The 15,456-nt window shown below is 53.3% G+C and carries 15 protein-coding genes; 3 read left to right on the top strand and 12 right to left on the bottom strand.

The features are described 5' to 3' along the window. Positions 1-237: 237 nt before the first annotated feature. The 4 genes from hemG to pepQ are packed head-to-tail and all read right to left on the bottom strand — an operon-like array spanning position 238 to position 4,230. Positions 238-783 carry a menaquinone-dependent protoporphyrinogen IX dehydrogenase gene (gene hemG, locus SK38_RS23110; RefSeq protein WP_048237121.1) on the bottom strand — a complete coding sequence of 182 codons (546 nt, stop codon included), beginning with the start codon at positions 781-783 and terminating at the stop codon, positions 238-240. 11 nt (positions 784-794) lie between these two features. After that, positions 795-2,246 carry a Trk system potassium transporter TrkH gene (trkH, locus tag SK38_RS23105; RefSeq protein WP_003017848.1) on the bottom strand — a complete coding sequence of 484 codons (1,452 nt, stop codon included), beginning with the start codon at positions 2,244-2,246 and terminating at the stop codon, positions 795-797. 38 nt (positions 2,247-2,284) lie between these two features. Next, entirely contained in the window at positions 2,285-2,899 is a 615-nt protein-coding gene (locus SK38_RS23100) for an IMPACT family protein (protein ID WP_003017851.1), read from the bottom strand. Further along, complete coding sequence (pepQ, locus tag SK38_RS23095) at positions 2,899-4,230, bottom strand: Xaa-Pro dipeptidase (protein ID WP_008787103.1); 1,332 nt, start codon at positions 4,228-4,230, stop codon at positions 2,899-2,901. The genes SK38_RS23100 and pepQ overlap by 1 nt, the downstream gene beginning before the upstream one ends. A gap of 188 nt (positions 4,231-4,418) precedes the next feature. On the opposite strand from pepQ, the gene fadB reads away from it, so the two are divergent. Together fadB and fadA are read left to right on the top strand one after the other, a co-directional pair. Beyond that, positions 4,419-6,608, top strand: coding sequence for a fatty acid oxidation complex subunit alpha FadB (fadB, locus tag SK38_RS23090; protein ID WP_048237120.1), 2,190 nt, complete (start codon positions 4,419-4,421; stop codon positions 6,606-6,608). Between the two features lie 9 nt (positions 6,609-6,617). Beyond that, the gene (fadA, locus tag SK38_RS23085; protein WP_003828895.1) at positions 6,618-7,781 is read left to right on the top strand and encodes an acetyl-CoA C-acyltransferase FadA; all 1,164 of its coding nucleotides are present in this window, start codon (positions 6,618-6,620) and stop codon (positions 7,779-7,781) included. A 154-nt stretch (positions 7,782-7,935) separates the two neighbouring features. Here fadA and SK38_RS23080 read toward each other — a convergent pair whose 3' ends face one another. From SK38_RS23080 to ubiD, 4 genes are all read right to left on the bottom strand, one after another. Then, entirely contained in the window at positions 7,936-8,916 is a 981-nt protein-coding gene (locus SK38_RS23080; RefSeq protein WP_020996097.1) for a LacI family DNA-binding transcriptional regulator, read from the bottom strand. Beyond that, a complete protein-coding gene (locus SK38_RS23075; RefSeq protein WP_048237119.1) occupies positions 8,913-9,839 on the bottom strand; it encodes an ROK family protein in 927 nt (308 codons plus the stop codon). Before SK38_RS23075 ends, SK38_RS23080 begins: the two co-directional genes overlap by 4 nt. A gap of 228 nt (positions 9,840-10,067) precedes the next feature. Continuing rightward, positions 10,068-10,769 carry an NAD(P)H-flavin reductase gene (fre, locus tag SK38_RS23070; RefSeq protein ID WP_003828903.1) on the bottom strand — a complete coding sequence of 234 codons (702 nt, stop codon included), beginning with the start codon at positions 10,767-10,769 and terminating at the stop codon, positions 10,068-10,070. Between the two features lie 40 nt (positions 10,770-10,809). Next, the gene (ubiD, locus tag SK38_RS23065) at positions 10,810-12,303 is read right to left on the bottom strand and encodes a 4-hydroxy-3-polyprenylbenzoate decarboxylase (protein ID WP_048237118.1); all 1,494 of its coding nucleotides are present in this window, start codon (positions 12,301-12,303) and stop codon (positions 10,810-10,812) included. Between the two features lie 204 nt (positions 12,304-12,507). Between ubiD and rfaH the strand changes: the two genes are divergently transcribed. After that, a complete protein-coding gene (gene rfaH, locus SK38_RS23060; protein ID WP_003017881.1) occupies positions 12,508-12,996 on the top strand; it encodes a transcription/translation regulatory transformer protein RfaH in 489 nt (162 codons plus the stop codon). Positions 12,997-13,001: 5 nt separating this feature from the next. Here rfaH and tatD read toward each other — a convergent pair whose 3' ends face one another. The 4 genes from tatD to tatA are packed head-to-tail and all read right to left on the bottom strand — an operon-like array spanning position 13,002 to position 15,426. Next, positions 13,002-13,784: a 3'-5' ssDNA/RNA exonuclease TatD gene (tatD, locus tag SK38_RS23055; RefSeq protein WP_032945714.1), complete on the bottom strand. Its 783-nt coding sequence runs from the start codon at positions 13,782-13,784 to the stop codon at positions 13,002-13,004. A 41-nt stretch (positions 13,785-13,825) separates the two neighbouring features. Then, positions 13,826-14,617 (bottom strand): Sec-independent protein translocase subunit TatC, encoded by a 792-nt coding sequence (gene tatC / locus SK38_RS23050; protein WP_003828911.1) that lies wholly within the window; start codon positions 14,615-14,617, stop codon positions 13,826-13,828. Positions 14,618-14,619: 2 nt separating this feature from the next. Further along, positions 14,620-15,168 carry a Sec-independent protein translocase protein TatB gene (gene tatB, locus SK38_RS23045; protein WP_008787098.1) on the bottom strand — a complete coding sequence of 183 codons (549 nt, stop codon included), beginning with the start codon at positions 15,166-15,168 and terminating at the stop codon, positions 14,620-14,622. 3 nt (positions 15,169-15,171) lie between these two features. Continuing rightward, positions 15,172-15,426 carry a Sec-independent protein translocase subunit TatA gene (gene tatA, locus SK38_RS23040; protein ID WP_003017888.1) on the bottom strand — a complete coding sequence of 85 codons (255 nt, stop codon included), beginning with the start codon at positions 15,424-15,426 and terminating at the stop codon, positions 15,172-15,174. Positions 15,427-15,456: the final 30 nt, after the last annotated feature.

Genomic DNA, 15,456 nt, shown 5'->3' with positions numbered 1-15,456 from the left:
AGCAGTGCCGCTTCGCTTTTTCTCAGCGGCGCGGGGTGTGCATATTACGCCATCCCGCTACGAAGTCAAGCATTTAATTTCGCTTTCTTCGCCGGAGTTCTCAGTGGAACCCCGCTGACCCGGCGGCTTGTAATCCGTTGTTCCGTGTCAGTGGAGGCGCATTATAGGGAGTTATTTCAGGCTGACAAGGGGAAATTTAAAATAATCTTCCGAGTGCGTATTTTTTATTCTTTGCGCTTATTTTAACAACGCTTTGTTGGTTAATTGGGCTATTTCCCGCGCGAATCTCGCAACCTGTTCCCAATCGGTATACACCACTTCTTTATTCGTATCCGTTTCACCACCTGACATCTTCATTATCAGTTGGATCATAACGCGGTCATACCAGCGATAGCGTGGATACCGCAAAGCACCCGCAATGACTGCGCTGTGGTCTGGTCGCCACGGCGAACTCATCAGGAACTTACGCGCATAGCTGTTGGTTTGCGGCGTACGTTTCTCCGGTTTACGGGCAACCAGGTTTACGGAGTAGAACGCGCTCGGCATCGAATTCAGCCGTGTGGCATGCTTTTTCACAAACTCCTGAAAAGCAGCATGGTAATGACCGTAGCGAATCGAGGCGCCAATTACCACGCTGTCATAATTTTGCCAGTCCGGCTCCGCGGTACGATGCAAATTAACAACATCTGCCCAAACGCCCAGCTCTTTGAGTTCAGAAGCCAGATATTCAGCGATTTCACGCGTTTGTCCGTCCCGGGAAGAAAAAAGAATCAGTGTTTTCACGTGTTACTCCATTATTCACGCCAGAAGGTAGGGGTAAAGAGCACCAGCAGAGTAAAGACCTCCAGACGACCAAACAGCATATTGGCAATCAGGATCCACTTCGCCACAGGGTTCATACTGGCAAAGTTGTCGGCGACAACCCCCAGTCCAGGCCCCAGGTTATTCAACGTTGCCACTACGGAGGCAAACGCGGAGAAGTCATCAACACCGGTCGCAATAATCGCCAGCATACTGATAATAAAGACCAGCGCATAGGCAGAGAAGAATCCCCATACGGCTTCAAGAATTCGCTCCGGCAACGCACGGTTACCCAGTTTGATACTGTAAACCGCATTCGGATGGACCAGTCGTTTCAATTCGCGGTTACCCTGCTTAAACAGCAGCAGGATACGAATCACCTTCAAGCCACCGCCCGTCGACCCGGCACAGCCGCCGATAAAAGCAGAACACAGCAACAGCACTGGCAGAAACAGCGGCCAGCGGGCAATACTGTCCGTAGTAAATCCGGCGGTCGTCGCCATCGATACCACCTGGAAAAAGGCCTGGTTGATCGTCGTGAGCGCCGAGCCATAGGTATTGTGTATCCATAGCACCAGCGTACAGACTGCCACCAGCGTCAGCTGCACGCCGATAAACATGCGGAATTCCGGATCCCGCCAGTAGACCTTCAGACTACGCCCACTTAATAAAGAGAAGTGCAGACCATAGTTACAACCGGAGATCAGCAAGAAGATAGCAATGATGGTGTTAATCGTGGGACTGTCGAAATACCCCACGCTGGCATCGTGTGTGGAAAAACCACCGATGGCGATTGTGGCAAAACTGTGCCCTATGGCGTCAAACGCGGGCATCCCGGCAAACCATAGCGCCAGCGCGCACGCCACCGTTAGTAATACATAGATTAGCCACAGCGTTTTCGCCGTTTCGGCAATACGCGGGCGCATTTTATTATCTTTCAGCGGCCCCGGCATTTCTGCACGATAGAGCTGCATCCCACCAACGCCAAGAATAGGCAGGATAGCCACCGCCAGCACGATGATCCCCATCCCGCCGAACCATTGCAGCATCTGGCGATAAAAGAGAATCGCGTGTGGCAATGAATCCAGCCCCACCAGCGTCGTCGCACCTGTAGTGGTTAATCCGGAAAAGGATTCAAAAAAAGCGTCGGTTATCGTTAGGTTAGGGCTTTCCGCAAAGATGAACGGTAGCGCACCCACACTGCCCAGAACGGTCCAGAACAAAACGACAATCAGAAATCCTTCGCGCGATTTCAGTTCACCCTTCTCTTTACGGTTTGGCCACCACAGCATGGAGCCGATCGCCAGAGCAACGAAGAAAGTTTGGGTGAATGCACGCCCTGCCCCATCGCGGTAGATGAGCGCTACCAGTCCGGGGATAATCATTGTCCCCGAGAATAAGATGACCAGTAGTCCAACGATTCGGGTGATGGCGCGAAAATGCATCTCTGCCGCTTCCTTAGTTCTTTAAAATGAGGTGGGGATTATTCTTCAATCGCTAACAATTGCAATGAACCACGACTAAAATCCGCCAGTTTTGCCGAAAACTCATCCACTTTGGCAAAAGGAAGCGCCACCCTGAGCCGAACAAAAGCCTGGTAATCACTGGCAACGACTTTACCGTCAAACTGCCCCAGCAAGGCTTCAATGCCTGCCAGCTGACCGTACTCACACTGCAAAGTATATTCGGTTAATGGCGTCTTGCGCTGTGTCGTTAACTGGCGCAACGCCTGATTCACACCGCCACCGTAGGCTTTTACCAACCCTCCTGTACCGAGAAGGATACCGCCGTAGTAGCGCACGACTACAGCGGTAATCTCGCCGACACCGCTCCCCATCAGCTGCGCGAGCATCGGTTTACCTGCCGTACCCGCCGGTTCGCCATCGTCTGAAAACCCTAGCTGCTGCGAGTCATTGGGCGCACCCGCCACCCACGCCACACAATGGTGGCGGGCGTCCGGGTGTTCCGCTTTGACTGACTCAACAAACGCCTTTGCCGCTTCTACGCCGTCCGTATGGGCGAGCAGCGTAATGAAGCGGCTTTTTTTGATCTCTTCGACGACGCTAACCGGCGCCGCAGGGATTAACCAACTGTCCATTACGCCAGTTTCAAATCCCGCGTCATGTTTTCGATATTGTTTTCGTGGACCACCACGTTGTCTTCAATACGAATACCGCCGAACGGTTTCAGTGCTTCAATTTTCTGCCAGTTGAAGTGCTTGCTGAACTGTCCTTCACGCCACGGTGCCAACAGAGATTCAATGAAGTAAATGCCCGGTTCGATGGTCAGAACCATGCCTGGTTGCAGTACGCGGGTGCAACGCAGGTAAGGATACTTCGACGGCGCGGCCAGATGAGTACCGCTGTCATCCTGCATAAAGCCTGCGACATCATGTACCTGCAGGCCCAGCGGGTGACCAATACCGTGCGGCATAAACGGCCCGGTAAGATCGTTTTCCACCATCGCTTCTTCACTCATACCGGTGATGATTTGATGCTTACGCAGCAGCTTCGCGATACGCTGATGGAACTGAATGTGATAATCCACGTAGCTGGTGCCTGCTTTCATGGTGGCAATCAGCGCCAGCTCTTCGTCGTTAACGTCTTTCACCAGATGCGCATAGTCGTTGTCGTTTTTCGCCGACCAGGTACGCGTCAGGTCTGCCGCATAGCCGTTGTATTCCGCACCAGCGTCGAGCAGGAAGCTGCGGATTTCAGACGGCGCCTGATGATCCAGCTTGGTGTAATGAAGAACTGAAGCATGCTCGTTAAGCGCCACGATGTTGCTGTATGGCACGTCGGTGTCGCGGTGACCGGTGGCAGTCAGGTAAGCGAGGTTGATGTCAAACTCGCTCATTCCGGAACGGAACGCTTCTTCTGCTGCACGGTGTCCATTTACCGCCATTTTCTGCGCTTCGCGCATACAGGCCAGTTCGTATTCCGTTTTATAGGCGCGGTAATAATGCAGGTAGTCGATCACCCCTTTCGGGTTGATGTTGCTGGCCGCGATGTCCAGTTGCAGCGCACGTTCCGGAACCGGGCCGATGTAACCGATATTGCCGCGAGCAGCAGGCAGTTGGCTACCGATACCATCCGCTTTCGGCAGCGCGATGATCTCGATTTCTTCCGTCCAGAAAGAGGTTGGTAGCGGCTCAACGTTGTGCCAGTAATCGACCGGCAGGTAGAACCACAGTTTCGGCTTGTTTACGCCATCCACCAGCAACCAGCAGTTAGGAACCTGTGTTACAGGCACCCAGGCTTTAAATTGTGGATTGACCTTAAACGGATATGGATGATCGTCGAGAAAGACGTTAACAAGTTCGCCAGAGTGAATAAGTAACGCATCCAGTTTGAAGCGATCCAGCGCGTCGCGCGTCCGTTCCTGTAAGGTAACGATATGATTTTTATAGAGTGCGGCCAGCGATTCCATTTTCTATCCTTCTGTTTTTTGACCTCAAGTCTCCGCATCTTAGCACATCGCTTTGTGAGTGCGTGATTTCTGCCGAGCGTGATCGAATCGTCATTTCTTTAATCATTCATTTGCATTTTATTAACATAAAACACACACTTCGATTCATCTGGTATGACCAGATCACCTTGCGGATTCAGGAGACTGACATGCTTTACAAAGGCGACACCCTGTACCTCGACTGGCTGGAAGATGGCATCGCCGAACTGGTGTTCGATGCCCCTGGTTCGGTCAATAAACTCGACACGGCCACCGTTGCCAGCCTGGGCCATGCGCTTGATGTGCTGGAAAAACAACCGAATTTAAAAGGGCTGCTGCTGCGTTCTAACAAAGCAGCCTTTATTGTTGGTGCCGATATCACCGAATTCCTTTCACTGTTCCTCGTGCCTGAAGAACAACTGAGCCAGTGGCTGCATTTTGCCAACAGCGTCTTTAATCGCCTCGAAGATCTGCCTGTTCCGACCCTGTCAGCAGTAAACGGCTACGCGCTGGGTGGCGGCTGCGAGTGTGTTCTGGCAACCGATTATCGTCTGGCAACGCCGGACCTGCGCATTGGCCTGCCGGAAACCAAGCTGGGCATTATGCCGGGCTTTGGCGGCTCCGTGCGTATGCCACGTATGCTGGGTGCGGACAGCGCGCTGGAAATTATTGCGGCAGGTAAGGATGTTGGTGCTGAGCAGGCGCTAAAAATCGGCCTGGTCGATGGCGTAGTGAAGCAAGACAAACTGCTTGATGGCGCGATCGCAGTATTACGTCAGGCGATTAACGGCGACCTCGACTGGAAGGCCAAACGTCAGCCGAAGCTGGAGCCGTTGAAACTCAGCAAAATTGAAGCGGCTATGAGCTTTACCATCGCTAAAGGCATGGTGGCACAGACGGCAGGGAAGCATTATCCCGCGCCGATTACCGCGGTAAAAACCATTGAAGCAGCGGCCCGTTTTGGCCGTGAAGAAGCGCTGAATCTGGAAAATAAAAGCTTTGTTCCACTGGCGCACACCAGTGAAGCTCGCGCGCTGGTTGGGATCTTCCTTAACGATCAGTTCGTCAAAGCCAAAGCCAAAAAACTCACCAAAAATATTGAAGCACCGAAGCAAGCTGCGGTGCTGGGCGCGGGCATTATGGGCGGCGGCATCGCTTACCAGTCAGCCTGGAAAGGCGTACCGGTTGTCATGAAAGATATCAACGACAAATCATTAACGCTGGGCATGACTGAAGCGGCCAAGCTGCTGAACAAACAGCTTGAGCGCGGCAAAATTGACGGTCTGAAAATGGCGGGCGTGATTTCCACTATTCATCCAACCCTCGACTATAGCGGTTTTGAGCGTGTGGACGTGGTGGTTGAAGCTGTCGTAGAAAACCCGAAAGTGAAAAAAGCGGTACTGGCAGAAACCGAAGATCAGGTACGCCCGAACACCGTACTGGCTTCAAATACCTCCACCATCCCAATCAACGAGCTGGCCAGCGCGCTCAAGCGCCCGGAAAACTTCTGTGGGATGCACTTCTTTAACCCAGTACACCGCATGCCACTGGTTGAGATTATTCGCGGCGAGAAAAGCTCGGATGAAACCATCGCCAAAGTTGTCGCCTGGGCAAGCCAGATGGGCAAAACCCCAATTGTGGTCAACGACTGCCCCGGTTTCTTCGTGAACCGCGTGCTGTTCCCGTATTTTGCCGGTTTCAGCCAGCTGCTGCGCGATGGGGCGGATTTCCGCAAAGTCGACAAAGTCATGGAAAAACAGTTTGGCTGGCCGATGGGCCCGGCTTATCTGCTGGACGTGGTGGGAATTGATACCGCACATCACGCGCAGGCAGTGATGTCCGCAGGCTTCCCTCAGCGTATGCAGAAAGATTATCGCGACGCGATAGACGCCCTGTTTGATGCGAACCGTTTCGGACAGAAAAACGGTCTTGGATTCTGGCGTTATAAAGAAGACAACAAGGGCAAGCCGAAGAAAGAAGAGGATGCCACCGTTGACGATCTGCTGGCAGAAGTCAGCCGGCCGAAACGCGACTTCAGTGATGAAGAGATTATCGCTCGCATGATGATCCCAATGGTCAACGAAGTGGTGCGTTGTCTGGAAGAAGGCATTATTGCCAGCCCGGCAGAAGCCGACATGGCGCTGGTGTATGGCCTGGGCTTCCCTCCGTTCCACGGCGGCGCGTTCCGCTGGCTGGATACGCTCGGCAGCGCGAAGTATCTCGATATGGCCCAGCAGTATCAACACCTCGGAGCGCTGTATGAAGTTCCGGCTGGTCTGCGTGATAAGGCGCGCCATAACGAACCGTATTATCCCCAGGTTGAGCCTGCCCGCCCGGTTGGCAGCCTGAAAACGGCTTAAGGAGTCACAATGGAACAGGTTGTAATTGTTGATGCGATCCGTACCCCGATGGGCCGTTCGAAAGGGGGCGCGTTTCGTAACGTGCGGGCAGAAGATCTCTCCGCACACTTAATGCGTAGCCTGCTGGCGCGAAATCCTGCGCTGGAGCCATCCGCGCTTGATGATATTTACTGGGGCTGTGTGCAGCAAACGCTGGAGCAGGGTTTCAACATCGCCCGTAACGCCGCGCTGCTGGCGGAAGTTCCGCACTCCGTTCCAGCCGTCACGGTCAACCGCCTGTGCGGTTCGTCCATGCAGGCGCTGCACGACGCGGCACGCATGATCATGACCGGCGATGCTCAGGCGTGCCTGATTGGCGGCGTGGAGCATATGGGCCATGTGCCAATGAGCCACGGCGTTGATTTCCATCCGGGCATGAGCCGCAACGTGGCAAAAGCCGCGGGAATGATGGGTCTGACTGCGGAAATGCTCTCTCGCATGCACGGCATCAGCCGTGAAATGCAGGATGCTTTCGCCGCACGTTCACATGCTCGCGCCTGGGCTGCAACACAGTCTGGCGCATTTAAAAACGAAATCATCCCGACCGGCGGCCATGATGCCGACGGCGTGCTGAAGCAGTTTAACTACGATGAGGTTATCCGCCCGGAGACAACCGTTGAAGCGCTCTCCACCCTGCGTCCGGCGTTCGATCCGGTTAGCGGAACGGTCACTGCCGGTACCTCCTCCGCACTCTCCGACGGCGCTGCGGCGATGCTGGTCATGAGCGAAAGTCGCGCCCGTGAGCTGGGTCTGACGCCGCGTGCCCGTATTCGTTCGATGGCTGTTGTTGGCTGCGACCCTTCAATCATGGGTTACGGTCCGGTTCCGGCCTCAAAACTGGCGCTGAAAAAAGCGGGACTCTCCACCAGCGATATCGGTTTGTTTGAGATGAACGAAGCCTTTGCCGCTCAGATCCTGCCGTGCATTAAAGATCTGGGGCTGATGGAGCAGATCGATGAGAAGATCAACCTCAACGGCGGGGCGATCGCTTTGGGCCATCCACTGGGCTGTTCCGGGGCGCGTATCAGCACCACCCTGCTCAATCTGATGGAACGTAAAGACGTACAGTTTGGCCTGGCGACGATGTGTATCGGGTTAGGCCAGGGCATCGCGACGGTATTTGAGCGAGTTTAATCAAAGCATGTGACTTATTGTAGGCCGGGCAAGCGAAGCGCCCCCGGCGACTATGCCGGATGGCGACGCTGATGCGTCTTATCCGGCCTACAACACAAATGCCATTGTATAACAATTTAGTTGCCGTTCTTCCCGCCTGTCAGGGGCGGGTTTTTTATTTCCCTGAACTACCACGTACCACTAACTGCACCGGCAACAGCAGATTCTCTTCCTGATTTTCTTCCAGCAATAAACGCAGCGCTTCACGCCCCAATTGTTGTTTATCAACCGCAATGGTGGTGAGTGGTGGATGTGACCATGCCGCAGCATCGATATCATCAAACCCAACCAGCGCCAGATCTTCCGGGATACGTATACCCTGCTGCGCACACACCCGTTGAACAACCAGCGCTGCCGCATCGTTATAGGCAAAAATAGCGTCGGGCGGCTCTGGCAGACTGAGCAATTCATTCACCGCCTCCACCAAAGATTGCTCGGTATCCAGCAGCGGCGGCGCAATGGCTTCATACTCTGGCGGCATCAGCAAACGGGCCTCATACAATGCCTGACGGTAACCCTTCTCGCGCTGACGGATGCTGTAGTGCGCAAGCGTGCTGGCAAGAAAAGCAATACGGCTGCGACCTTGTGCAATCAAATGTTGTGTAGCCAGATAACCGCCCTGGGTGTTGTCCGGATTCACGCAAGGCAGGCCCGGCGCCCAGAGATCCACCAGCACCAACGGCAGCTTCATCTGTTGCAGCAAGCCAAGTAATTCAGGCTCAAAAAATCCGGCACAGATCAGCGCATCAGGCTGGTGCAGCAGCACCTGCTCACTCACTGCATCGCCTGGACCAATGGAGAGAAAGCTCAGCGCAATACCATGGTCACGACAGTTATCTTCTATGCCCAGCAGCAGTTGAGAGTAAAACGGCAATGCCCGGCTGATATTGTGCTGGCGGTGAAGCAAAAACAGGACGCGTTTGATCTTGTCAGTGCGCAGACGGGAAAAATCATAACCCTGCTGCTGCGCCACAGAAATAATGCGCAGCCGGGTGTCTTCACGCAGCCCCGGCTGCCCTTTTAGGGCGCGGGAAACTGCACCAACTGAAACACCACAAGCTTCGGCAATATCTCTGATACGTACAGGTTTTGTCATTTCACTCTCATTGATTCTACTATGGCTTGTTGCGCCCCCAGCCAGGCCGCACCGCGTACGCCGCTGCTGTCGCCGTGACGGGCCCGAACGATCGGTGTGCGGCACTGCTTACCAAATACGTACTGCGCCACTCGCGCCTGCAAACCCGAATACAGTAAATCGATATTGGATACCCCACCCCCAAGCACGATAACATCGGGATCGAGCGTATTCACCACGCCCGCCAACGCACGCGCCAGTTGATCGCAATAACGTTCCCATACAAAGCAGGCATCCGCATCACCCGATTCTACCTGTTGCATAATTTGTGGCACACCCACATGCTGCGCGGTGTGATTCAGGTACTGGCGTTCCAGACCGCTACCGGAAATAAAGCTCTCAATACAGTTCAACTGTCCGCAATAGCATCTCACTCCAGCCCCGTCCTGAGATTCGTGGTAGCGCGGCAATGCATTATGCCCCCACTCTCCTGCGCAGGCGTTAGGTCCAGAGATCAAGCGGTTATCGATGCATAGTCCACCGCCGCAACCGGTACCGAGGATCACGCCAAATACCACGCTATGCCCGTGTCCGCTACCGTCCATCGCTTCCGACAAGGTAAAGCAGTTGGCATCATTGGTAACCGGCACTGGCATTCCTGATGCTCGCTCAAGGTCTTGCGCAAAGGCCTGCTGATTCAGCACTAGGATGTTCGAATTCTTAATCAAACCTTCGCTATCCACCGCGCCAGGCACCCCAACGCCAACCGATAAAGGCTGATTAACGGCCAGTCTGGCCTTAGCAATCATCTCCGTCACGGCCTGGAAAAAATCACCGTAACTCTGCTTTGGTGTCGCGCATCGCTCGCGGTAAACAATTTCACCCGCGTTATCAATCACCACTGCTTCGATTTTAGTCCCGCCAATATCCAGTCCGAGCCTCATGGTTTTCCTCGTTTGCGCCTCGCAATTTGATTGTGCCTAGTTTGCCAATTTTGTTTACTAAACAAAAAGAGACCTGTCACAAAAGCTAAGTTTTGTGATTAATAGACAGGAAAAATATGTTTACTAAAAAACGTGGTGAAAAAGAGAAACAACGAGACCGGGCTTGCACCCTGTTAGAAGAAGTAAGGTTGGTGATGAATGCGCCGGAAGGGCCCCGGCGCACAGCGCTTAAATGAACGCGAAAGCGTCGCCAAACAGGCGATCTTCACGCGCACTGCGCTCATTACAGAAGAGATCGCGCGCGATTTTGGCCATTTCAAAACGCCCGGCAATGTAGATATCATGCTCCGCCAGGGTACCGTAATCCTGCAATACTGCCGTTAACACGGTTCCCGTACGACCACGCCAGCCGTCTTCAGGCTGTTCCACCACTGGCTCAACGCGCAGATTCGGGTGGTTCACAGACAGCGCTTCCAGCTCGGAGAGATCGTAGAGATGCTTCTCCTCGCGACCGCCCCAGTAAATGGTGATATCGCGGTTTGGGTTGCGCGCGAGCGCGGTAAGCAGAATAGAACGCACGTAAGAGAACCCTGTACCACCGGCAATCAGGATCAGCGGGCGCTCGTCTTCATCTCGCAGCCAGGCTTCGCCATGCGGAATGTCGACTTTGATTTCCCGGTCTTTCAGAATGCGGTCCATCACGGCCATGGCGTAAAGATTTAGCTCAGAGGCGCCAACGTGCAGCTCAATGAATCCTTGCTCGTCCGGCGTTGATGCCATGGAGAACGGACGCTTATCCCTTTCATCCATCACGACCATTAAATACTGGCCAGCACGAAAGGAAAACGCCGCGTCTGGCACTAAACGAACGCGATATACGGTGTCAGTGATAGCTTCTACCGAGGTCACTTTACAGCTTAAGGTTGTCATGCGCTCTCTCTGTCGGATCAATAGGCAAAACGATCGCGCCTCAGGCGCTTTTGCCGTCATTAAAGATGGCCAGTTCATCCCAAATTGCGTCAATGCGCGCAGTCACTTCAGGATCCTTTTTAATCGGACGTCCCCATTCGCGTTGGGTTTCGCCCGGCCATTTATTTGTGGCATCCAGCCCCATTTTTGAACCAAGGCCGGAAACCGGCGAGGCAAAGTCCAGGTAATCAATTGGCGTATTCTCTACCAGTACCGTATCCCGGGCCGGGTCCATACGGGTAGTAATTGCCCAAATCACATCATTCCAGTCGCGTGCGTTGACGTCATCATCGCAAACAATAACAAATTTGGTGTACATAAACTGACGCAAAAACGACCAAACGCCCATCATGACGCGTTTGGCATGACCAGCGTACTGTTTTTTCATCGTCACGACGGCCAGGCGATAAGAACAGCCTTCCGGAGGTAGATAAAAATCGATGATTTCCGGGAACTGCTTTTGCAGAATAGGCACGAAGACTTCGTTCAGCGCCACGCCGAGCACCGCGGGTTCATCTGGCGGGCGTCCGGTATAGGTAGAGTGATAAATTGCATCTTCACGCTGGGTAATGTGCGTGACGGTAAAGACCGGGAAGCTATCTACTTCGTTGTAGTAGCCGGTATGATCACCATACGGCCCTTCCGGAGCCAGCTCGCCCGGTTCAATATACCCTTCCAGCACGATTTCAGCGCTGGCAGGCACTTCCAGGTCGTTGGAAATACATTTAACCACTTCGGTCTTGGTTCCGCGCAACAGCCCGGCAAATGCGTACTCGGATAATGTATCAGGGACCGGCGTCACGGCCCCCAGAATGGTCGCAGGATCTGCTCCTAACGCCACAGAAACCGGGAAGCGTTCACCCGGATGCGCTGCGCACCACTCCTGGTAATCAAGCGCGCCGCCGCGATGGGACAGCCAGCGCATAATGAGCTTGTTTTTGCCAATCAGCTGCTGACGATAGATGCCCAGATTCTGCCGCTCTTTATGCGGACCACGCGTTACGGTGAGCCCCCAGGTAATCAGCGGCGCGGCATCTTCCGGCCAGCAGGTCATAATCGGAATGCGGTTTAAATCAACGTCATCGCCCGAGTAGATTTTTTGCTGACAAGGCGCACCGCGCAACCGCTTAGTCGGCATGTTCAACACCTGCTTAAACTGCGGCAGCTTATCAAACAGATCGCGGAATCCTTTCGGTGGCTCTGGCTCTTTCAAAAACGCCAACAGTTTACCGACTTCTCGTAGCGCCGAGACATCTTCTTGTCCCATCCCCATCGCAACACGCTTTGGTGTGCCAAACAGGTTACACAGCACCGGCATTGAATAGCCTTTCGGATTCTCAAACAGTAACGCAGGCCCACCGGCACGCAGAGTGCGATCGGCAATTTCAGTAATTTCCAGATGGGGATCCACCTCAAGCGAAATGCGTTTGAGCTCGCCCTGCTGTTCAAGCAGCGTCAGGAAGTCGCGTAAATCGTGATATTTCATGGCGTCCATTGTGGCCTCTTCGTAAGCGCTTCATTATACGGCGTTCATCATTGTGATGCTGTATTTTTGTTAAATTAGCGTGAACTCTGGCGATACATATAAGCCCCGGGCGTATATACCCATTGGGTTTCAGCCTGCATTGAGGTGGGTATAATTAACTTAACGCATGGCTTTTGCTATGCTTGCGCTCAGAACAAGCGGATAAGAGTTATTATGCAATCCTGGTATTTACTGTACTGCAAACGTGGGCAACTTCAGAGAGCCCAGGAACACCTGGAAAGACAGGCGGTGAACTGTCTGACGCCTATGATCACCCTGGAAAAAATAGTGCGCGGTAAACGTACCACAGTCAGTGAACCACTATTCCCTAATTACATGTTTGTCGAGTTCGACCCGGAAGTGATCCACACCACCACTATCAATGCCACGCGTGGTGTCAGCCATTTCGTCCGTTTTGGCGCGACGCCTGCGACCGTCCCTTCTCCCGTTATTCACCAGCTTTCTATCTACAAGCCTGAAGGTATTGTGGACCCGCAAACTCCTCAGCCAGGGGACAGCGTGATTATTACTGAAGGGGCATTTGAGGGGCTAAAAGCGATCTTCACCGAACCGGATGGCGAAGCGCGTTCCATGCTACTGCTTAACCTGTTGAATAAAGAAGTTAAGCAGAGCGTGAAAAATACCGGTTTTCGAAAAATTTAAGCCGTTTAGAAGGTCACTTCGAACAACGTTCGGACGTTAGCATCAATGGTTGCTGACAGCCATTGAGGATCTTCTCCGCGCCAGTGGGCAATACGCTCAAGAATATGTGGCAGGTGCGCCGGTTCATTGCGCCGTGACGTCGGTTTAGGCGTTAAGTCGCGAGGAAGTAGGTAAGGCGCATCGGTTTCGATCAGTAGTCTTTCTACCGGAATAAACGGCAGCAGTTCCCGCAGTTCCATCCCACGGCGCTCATCACAGACCCAGCCGGTAATACCAATATAAAGCCCTCGGTCCACACAATCCTGCATCTCCTGCCGCGTTCCGGTAAAACAGTGCAGCACCGCGCCCGGGAGACTATCCAGCCACGGCTCCAGCAACGTCAGAAAACGCTCATGGGCATCCCGACAATGCATGAAAACCGGCATCTGCAGTTCAGCGGCAATGCGCAGTTGTGCCTCAAAAGCACGTTCCTGCTCCTGTGGCGTGGAGAAATTGCGATTGAAATCCAGACCGCACTCGCCAATAGCGACCACCTCAGACTGGTTTGCCAGCGCGATAATCTCGTCTTCCGTTGAGGATTGCCATTGGCTACTGTCATGCGGGTGCACGCCAGCCGTGGACCAGCAATGCGGATAATGTTGCGCCAACTTCAGCGCCTGCTGGCTTTCGTGCAGGTTTGTTCCGGTCAGAAGCATACCGTTTACGCCCGCAGCAAAGGCGCGCGCCACAACATCATCCCTGTCTTTCGCAAATTGTGAACTGGTTAAATTAACGCCAATATCAAACATGCTACCTCCCATATGACAACCGCCCTGACGGGCGGTTGAATTTACTCTTCTGTTTTCTCGGTGGCTTCGGCTTCTTTTGCTTCTTCAGCCTCGTTGTCCTCATCTCGCGTACGTCGCTTACCGACATAGAAACGAGAGAAGAAAACGCCCACTTCAAACAGGCAGTACATCGGTATCGCCAACAACGTTTGCGAGAAGACATCTGGCGGGGTCAGTAACATCCCGACGACGAATGCTCCCACCACAACGTAAGGTCGTTTCTTACGTAAATCTTCAGGTGTCGTAATGCCCATCCAGCATAGCAGCACAATGGCGACAGGGACCTCAAAAGAGACACCGAAAGCCATAAATAGCGCCATTACGAAGCTGAGATAGCTGGCAATGTCCGTCGATACCTGCACGCCTTGCGGAGCCGTGTTAGCCAGAAAACCAAACGCCAACGGGAAGACGACAAAATAGGCGAATGCCATGCCGATGTAGAACAACAACGAGCTGGAGACCAGCAGCGGCACAACCAGGCGACGTTCATGTTTGTACAAAGCAGGCGCAATGAATGCCCATACCTGGTAGAGGATCACTGGCGCTGACAGGATCAGCGACACCATGAAGGTTAACTTTATAGGGGTAAAGAACGGTGAGGCCACATCGGTGGCGATCATCGTTGCACCCTGCGGCATCTGTTTAATCAGCGGTGCCGCAACCATATGGTAAATGTCGTTGGCAAAGTAAACCAACGCCAGAAAGATCACGATAACCGCAATAATGCAGTTCAGGAGTCGCTTACGCAGCTCGATAAGATGCGTAATGAGCGGTTGGGTATCTTCTACAGCCATGTTTACGGTTTATCACTCGACGAGGGGGAGGATTCGACAACAGGTGCGGCAGCTTTCTTTTCTGCATCCATCAACGTGGCGGAAGTGTTTTCCGTCTGCTCTGGCGTTTTAGCACCCGCGGATTCCGGTTTTTGCTCCGGCGAACTGGCCTGGTTTTCAGCGGCGGCAGGGGTGACCCCTTCTCGCTGCGCTTCACCTTCTTTCACCACCGGATTATGGATAGTGTGCGCTTCATCGCTCGCTTTCTCAGGATCGTGCACGCTGTAAGAACGCTTCATCGATTCCGCCGCTTCACGCAGCTCATCCATTGACGCTTTCAGCTCCGGGGTCAGATTTGTCAGGCTCGCTTTCTCTACTTTCTTCAGGCTGTCCTGAAACTCCTGAAGCTTAAGCTCCTGGGTCAGTTCATTCTGAACAGTAGTTGCAAGGGAACGCAAAGCGCGAACCCAGCCAGCAACCGTTTTTACCGCTACAGGTAATCGTTGCGGCCCCAGAACAATGAGGCCGATCACGAACACCAATAACAGTTCGCTAAAACCGATATCAAACACGGATTATACCTGCTCTTTATCTTGGCTTTTGGCGTCTTCCTTTTTCACTTCACCCTGCTTATCGGTGATGGATTTAGCAGTAAAATCAGCGTCCTGGCTGGTCTTATCTTGCTTAGGCTCATCATCACCCATCGCTTTTTTGAAGCCTTTGATCGACGCGCCAAGATCGGAACCGATGGAGCCGAGTTTCTTGGTGCCAAATAGCAGTACAACGATGACGGCAATGATCAACAACTGCCAAATACTGATACCACCCATACATGTTCCTCTGTCATAGATGATGAATTA

The organism is Citrobacter sp. MGH110 (assembly GCF_001037515.1).
GTDB classification, from domain to species: domain Bacteria; phylum Pseudomonadota; class Gammaproteobacteria; order Enterobacterales; family Enterobacteriaceae; genus Citrobacter; species Citrobacter portucalensis.
This window is presented reverse-complemented; position numbering and strand designations above follow the sequence as displayed.

Bases quoted from the DNA above. Each gene is read 5' to 3' on its own strand.
- trkH (WP_003017848.1), bottom strand. From the start codon at position 2,246: ATGCATTTTCGCGCCATCACCCGAATCGTTGGACTACTGGTCATCTTA.
- SK38_RS23100 (WP_003017851.1), bottom strand. From the start codon at position 2,899: ATGGACAGTTGGTTAATCCCTGCGGCGCCGGTTAGCGTCGTCGAAGAG.
- pepQ (WP_008787103.1), bottom strand. From the start codon at position 4,230: ATGGAATCGCTGGCCGCACTCTATAAAAATCATATCGTTACCTTACAG.
- fadB (WP_048237120.1), top strand. From the start codon at position 4,419: ATGCTTTACAAAGGCGACACCCTGTACCTCGACTGGCTGGAAGATGGC.
- fadA (WP_003828895.1), top strand. From the start codon at position 6,618: ATGGAACAGGTTGTAATTGTTGATGCGATCCGTACCCCGATGGGCCGT.
- SK38_RS23080 (WP_020996097.1), bottom strand. From the start codon at position 8,916: ATGACAAAACCTGTACGTATCAGAGATATTGCCGAAGCTTGTGGTGTT.
- SK38_RS23075 (WP_048237119.1), bottom strand. From the start codon at position 9,839: ATGAGGCTCGGACTGGATATTGGCGGGACTAAAATCGAAGCAGTGGTG.
- fre (WP_003828903.1), bottom strand. From the start codon at position 10,769: ATGACAACCTTAAGCTGTAAAGTGACCTCGGTAGAAGCTATCACTGAC.
- ubiD (WP_048237118.1), bottom strand. From the start codon at position 12,303: ATGGACGCCATGAAATATCACGATTTACGCGACTTCCTGACGCTGCTT.
- rfaH (WP_003017881.1), top strand. From the start codon at position 12,508: ATGCAATCCTGGTATTTACTGTACTGCAAACGTGGGCAACTTCAGAGA.
- tatD (WP_032945714.1), bottom strand. From the start codon at position 13,784: ATGTTTGATATTGGCGTTAATTTAACCAGTTCACAATTTGCGAAAGAC.
- tatC (WP_003828911.1), bottom strand. From the start codon at position 14,617: ATGGCTGTAGAAGATACCCAACCGCTCATTACGCATCTTATCGAGCTG.
- tatA (WP_003017888.1), bottom strand. From the start codon at position 15,426: ATGGGTGGTATCAGTATTTGGCAGTTGTTGATCATTGCCGTCATCGTT.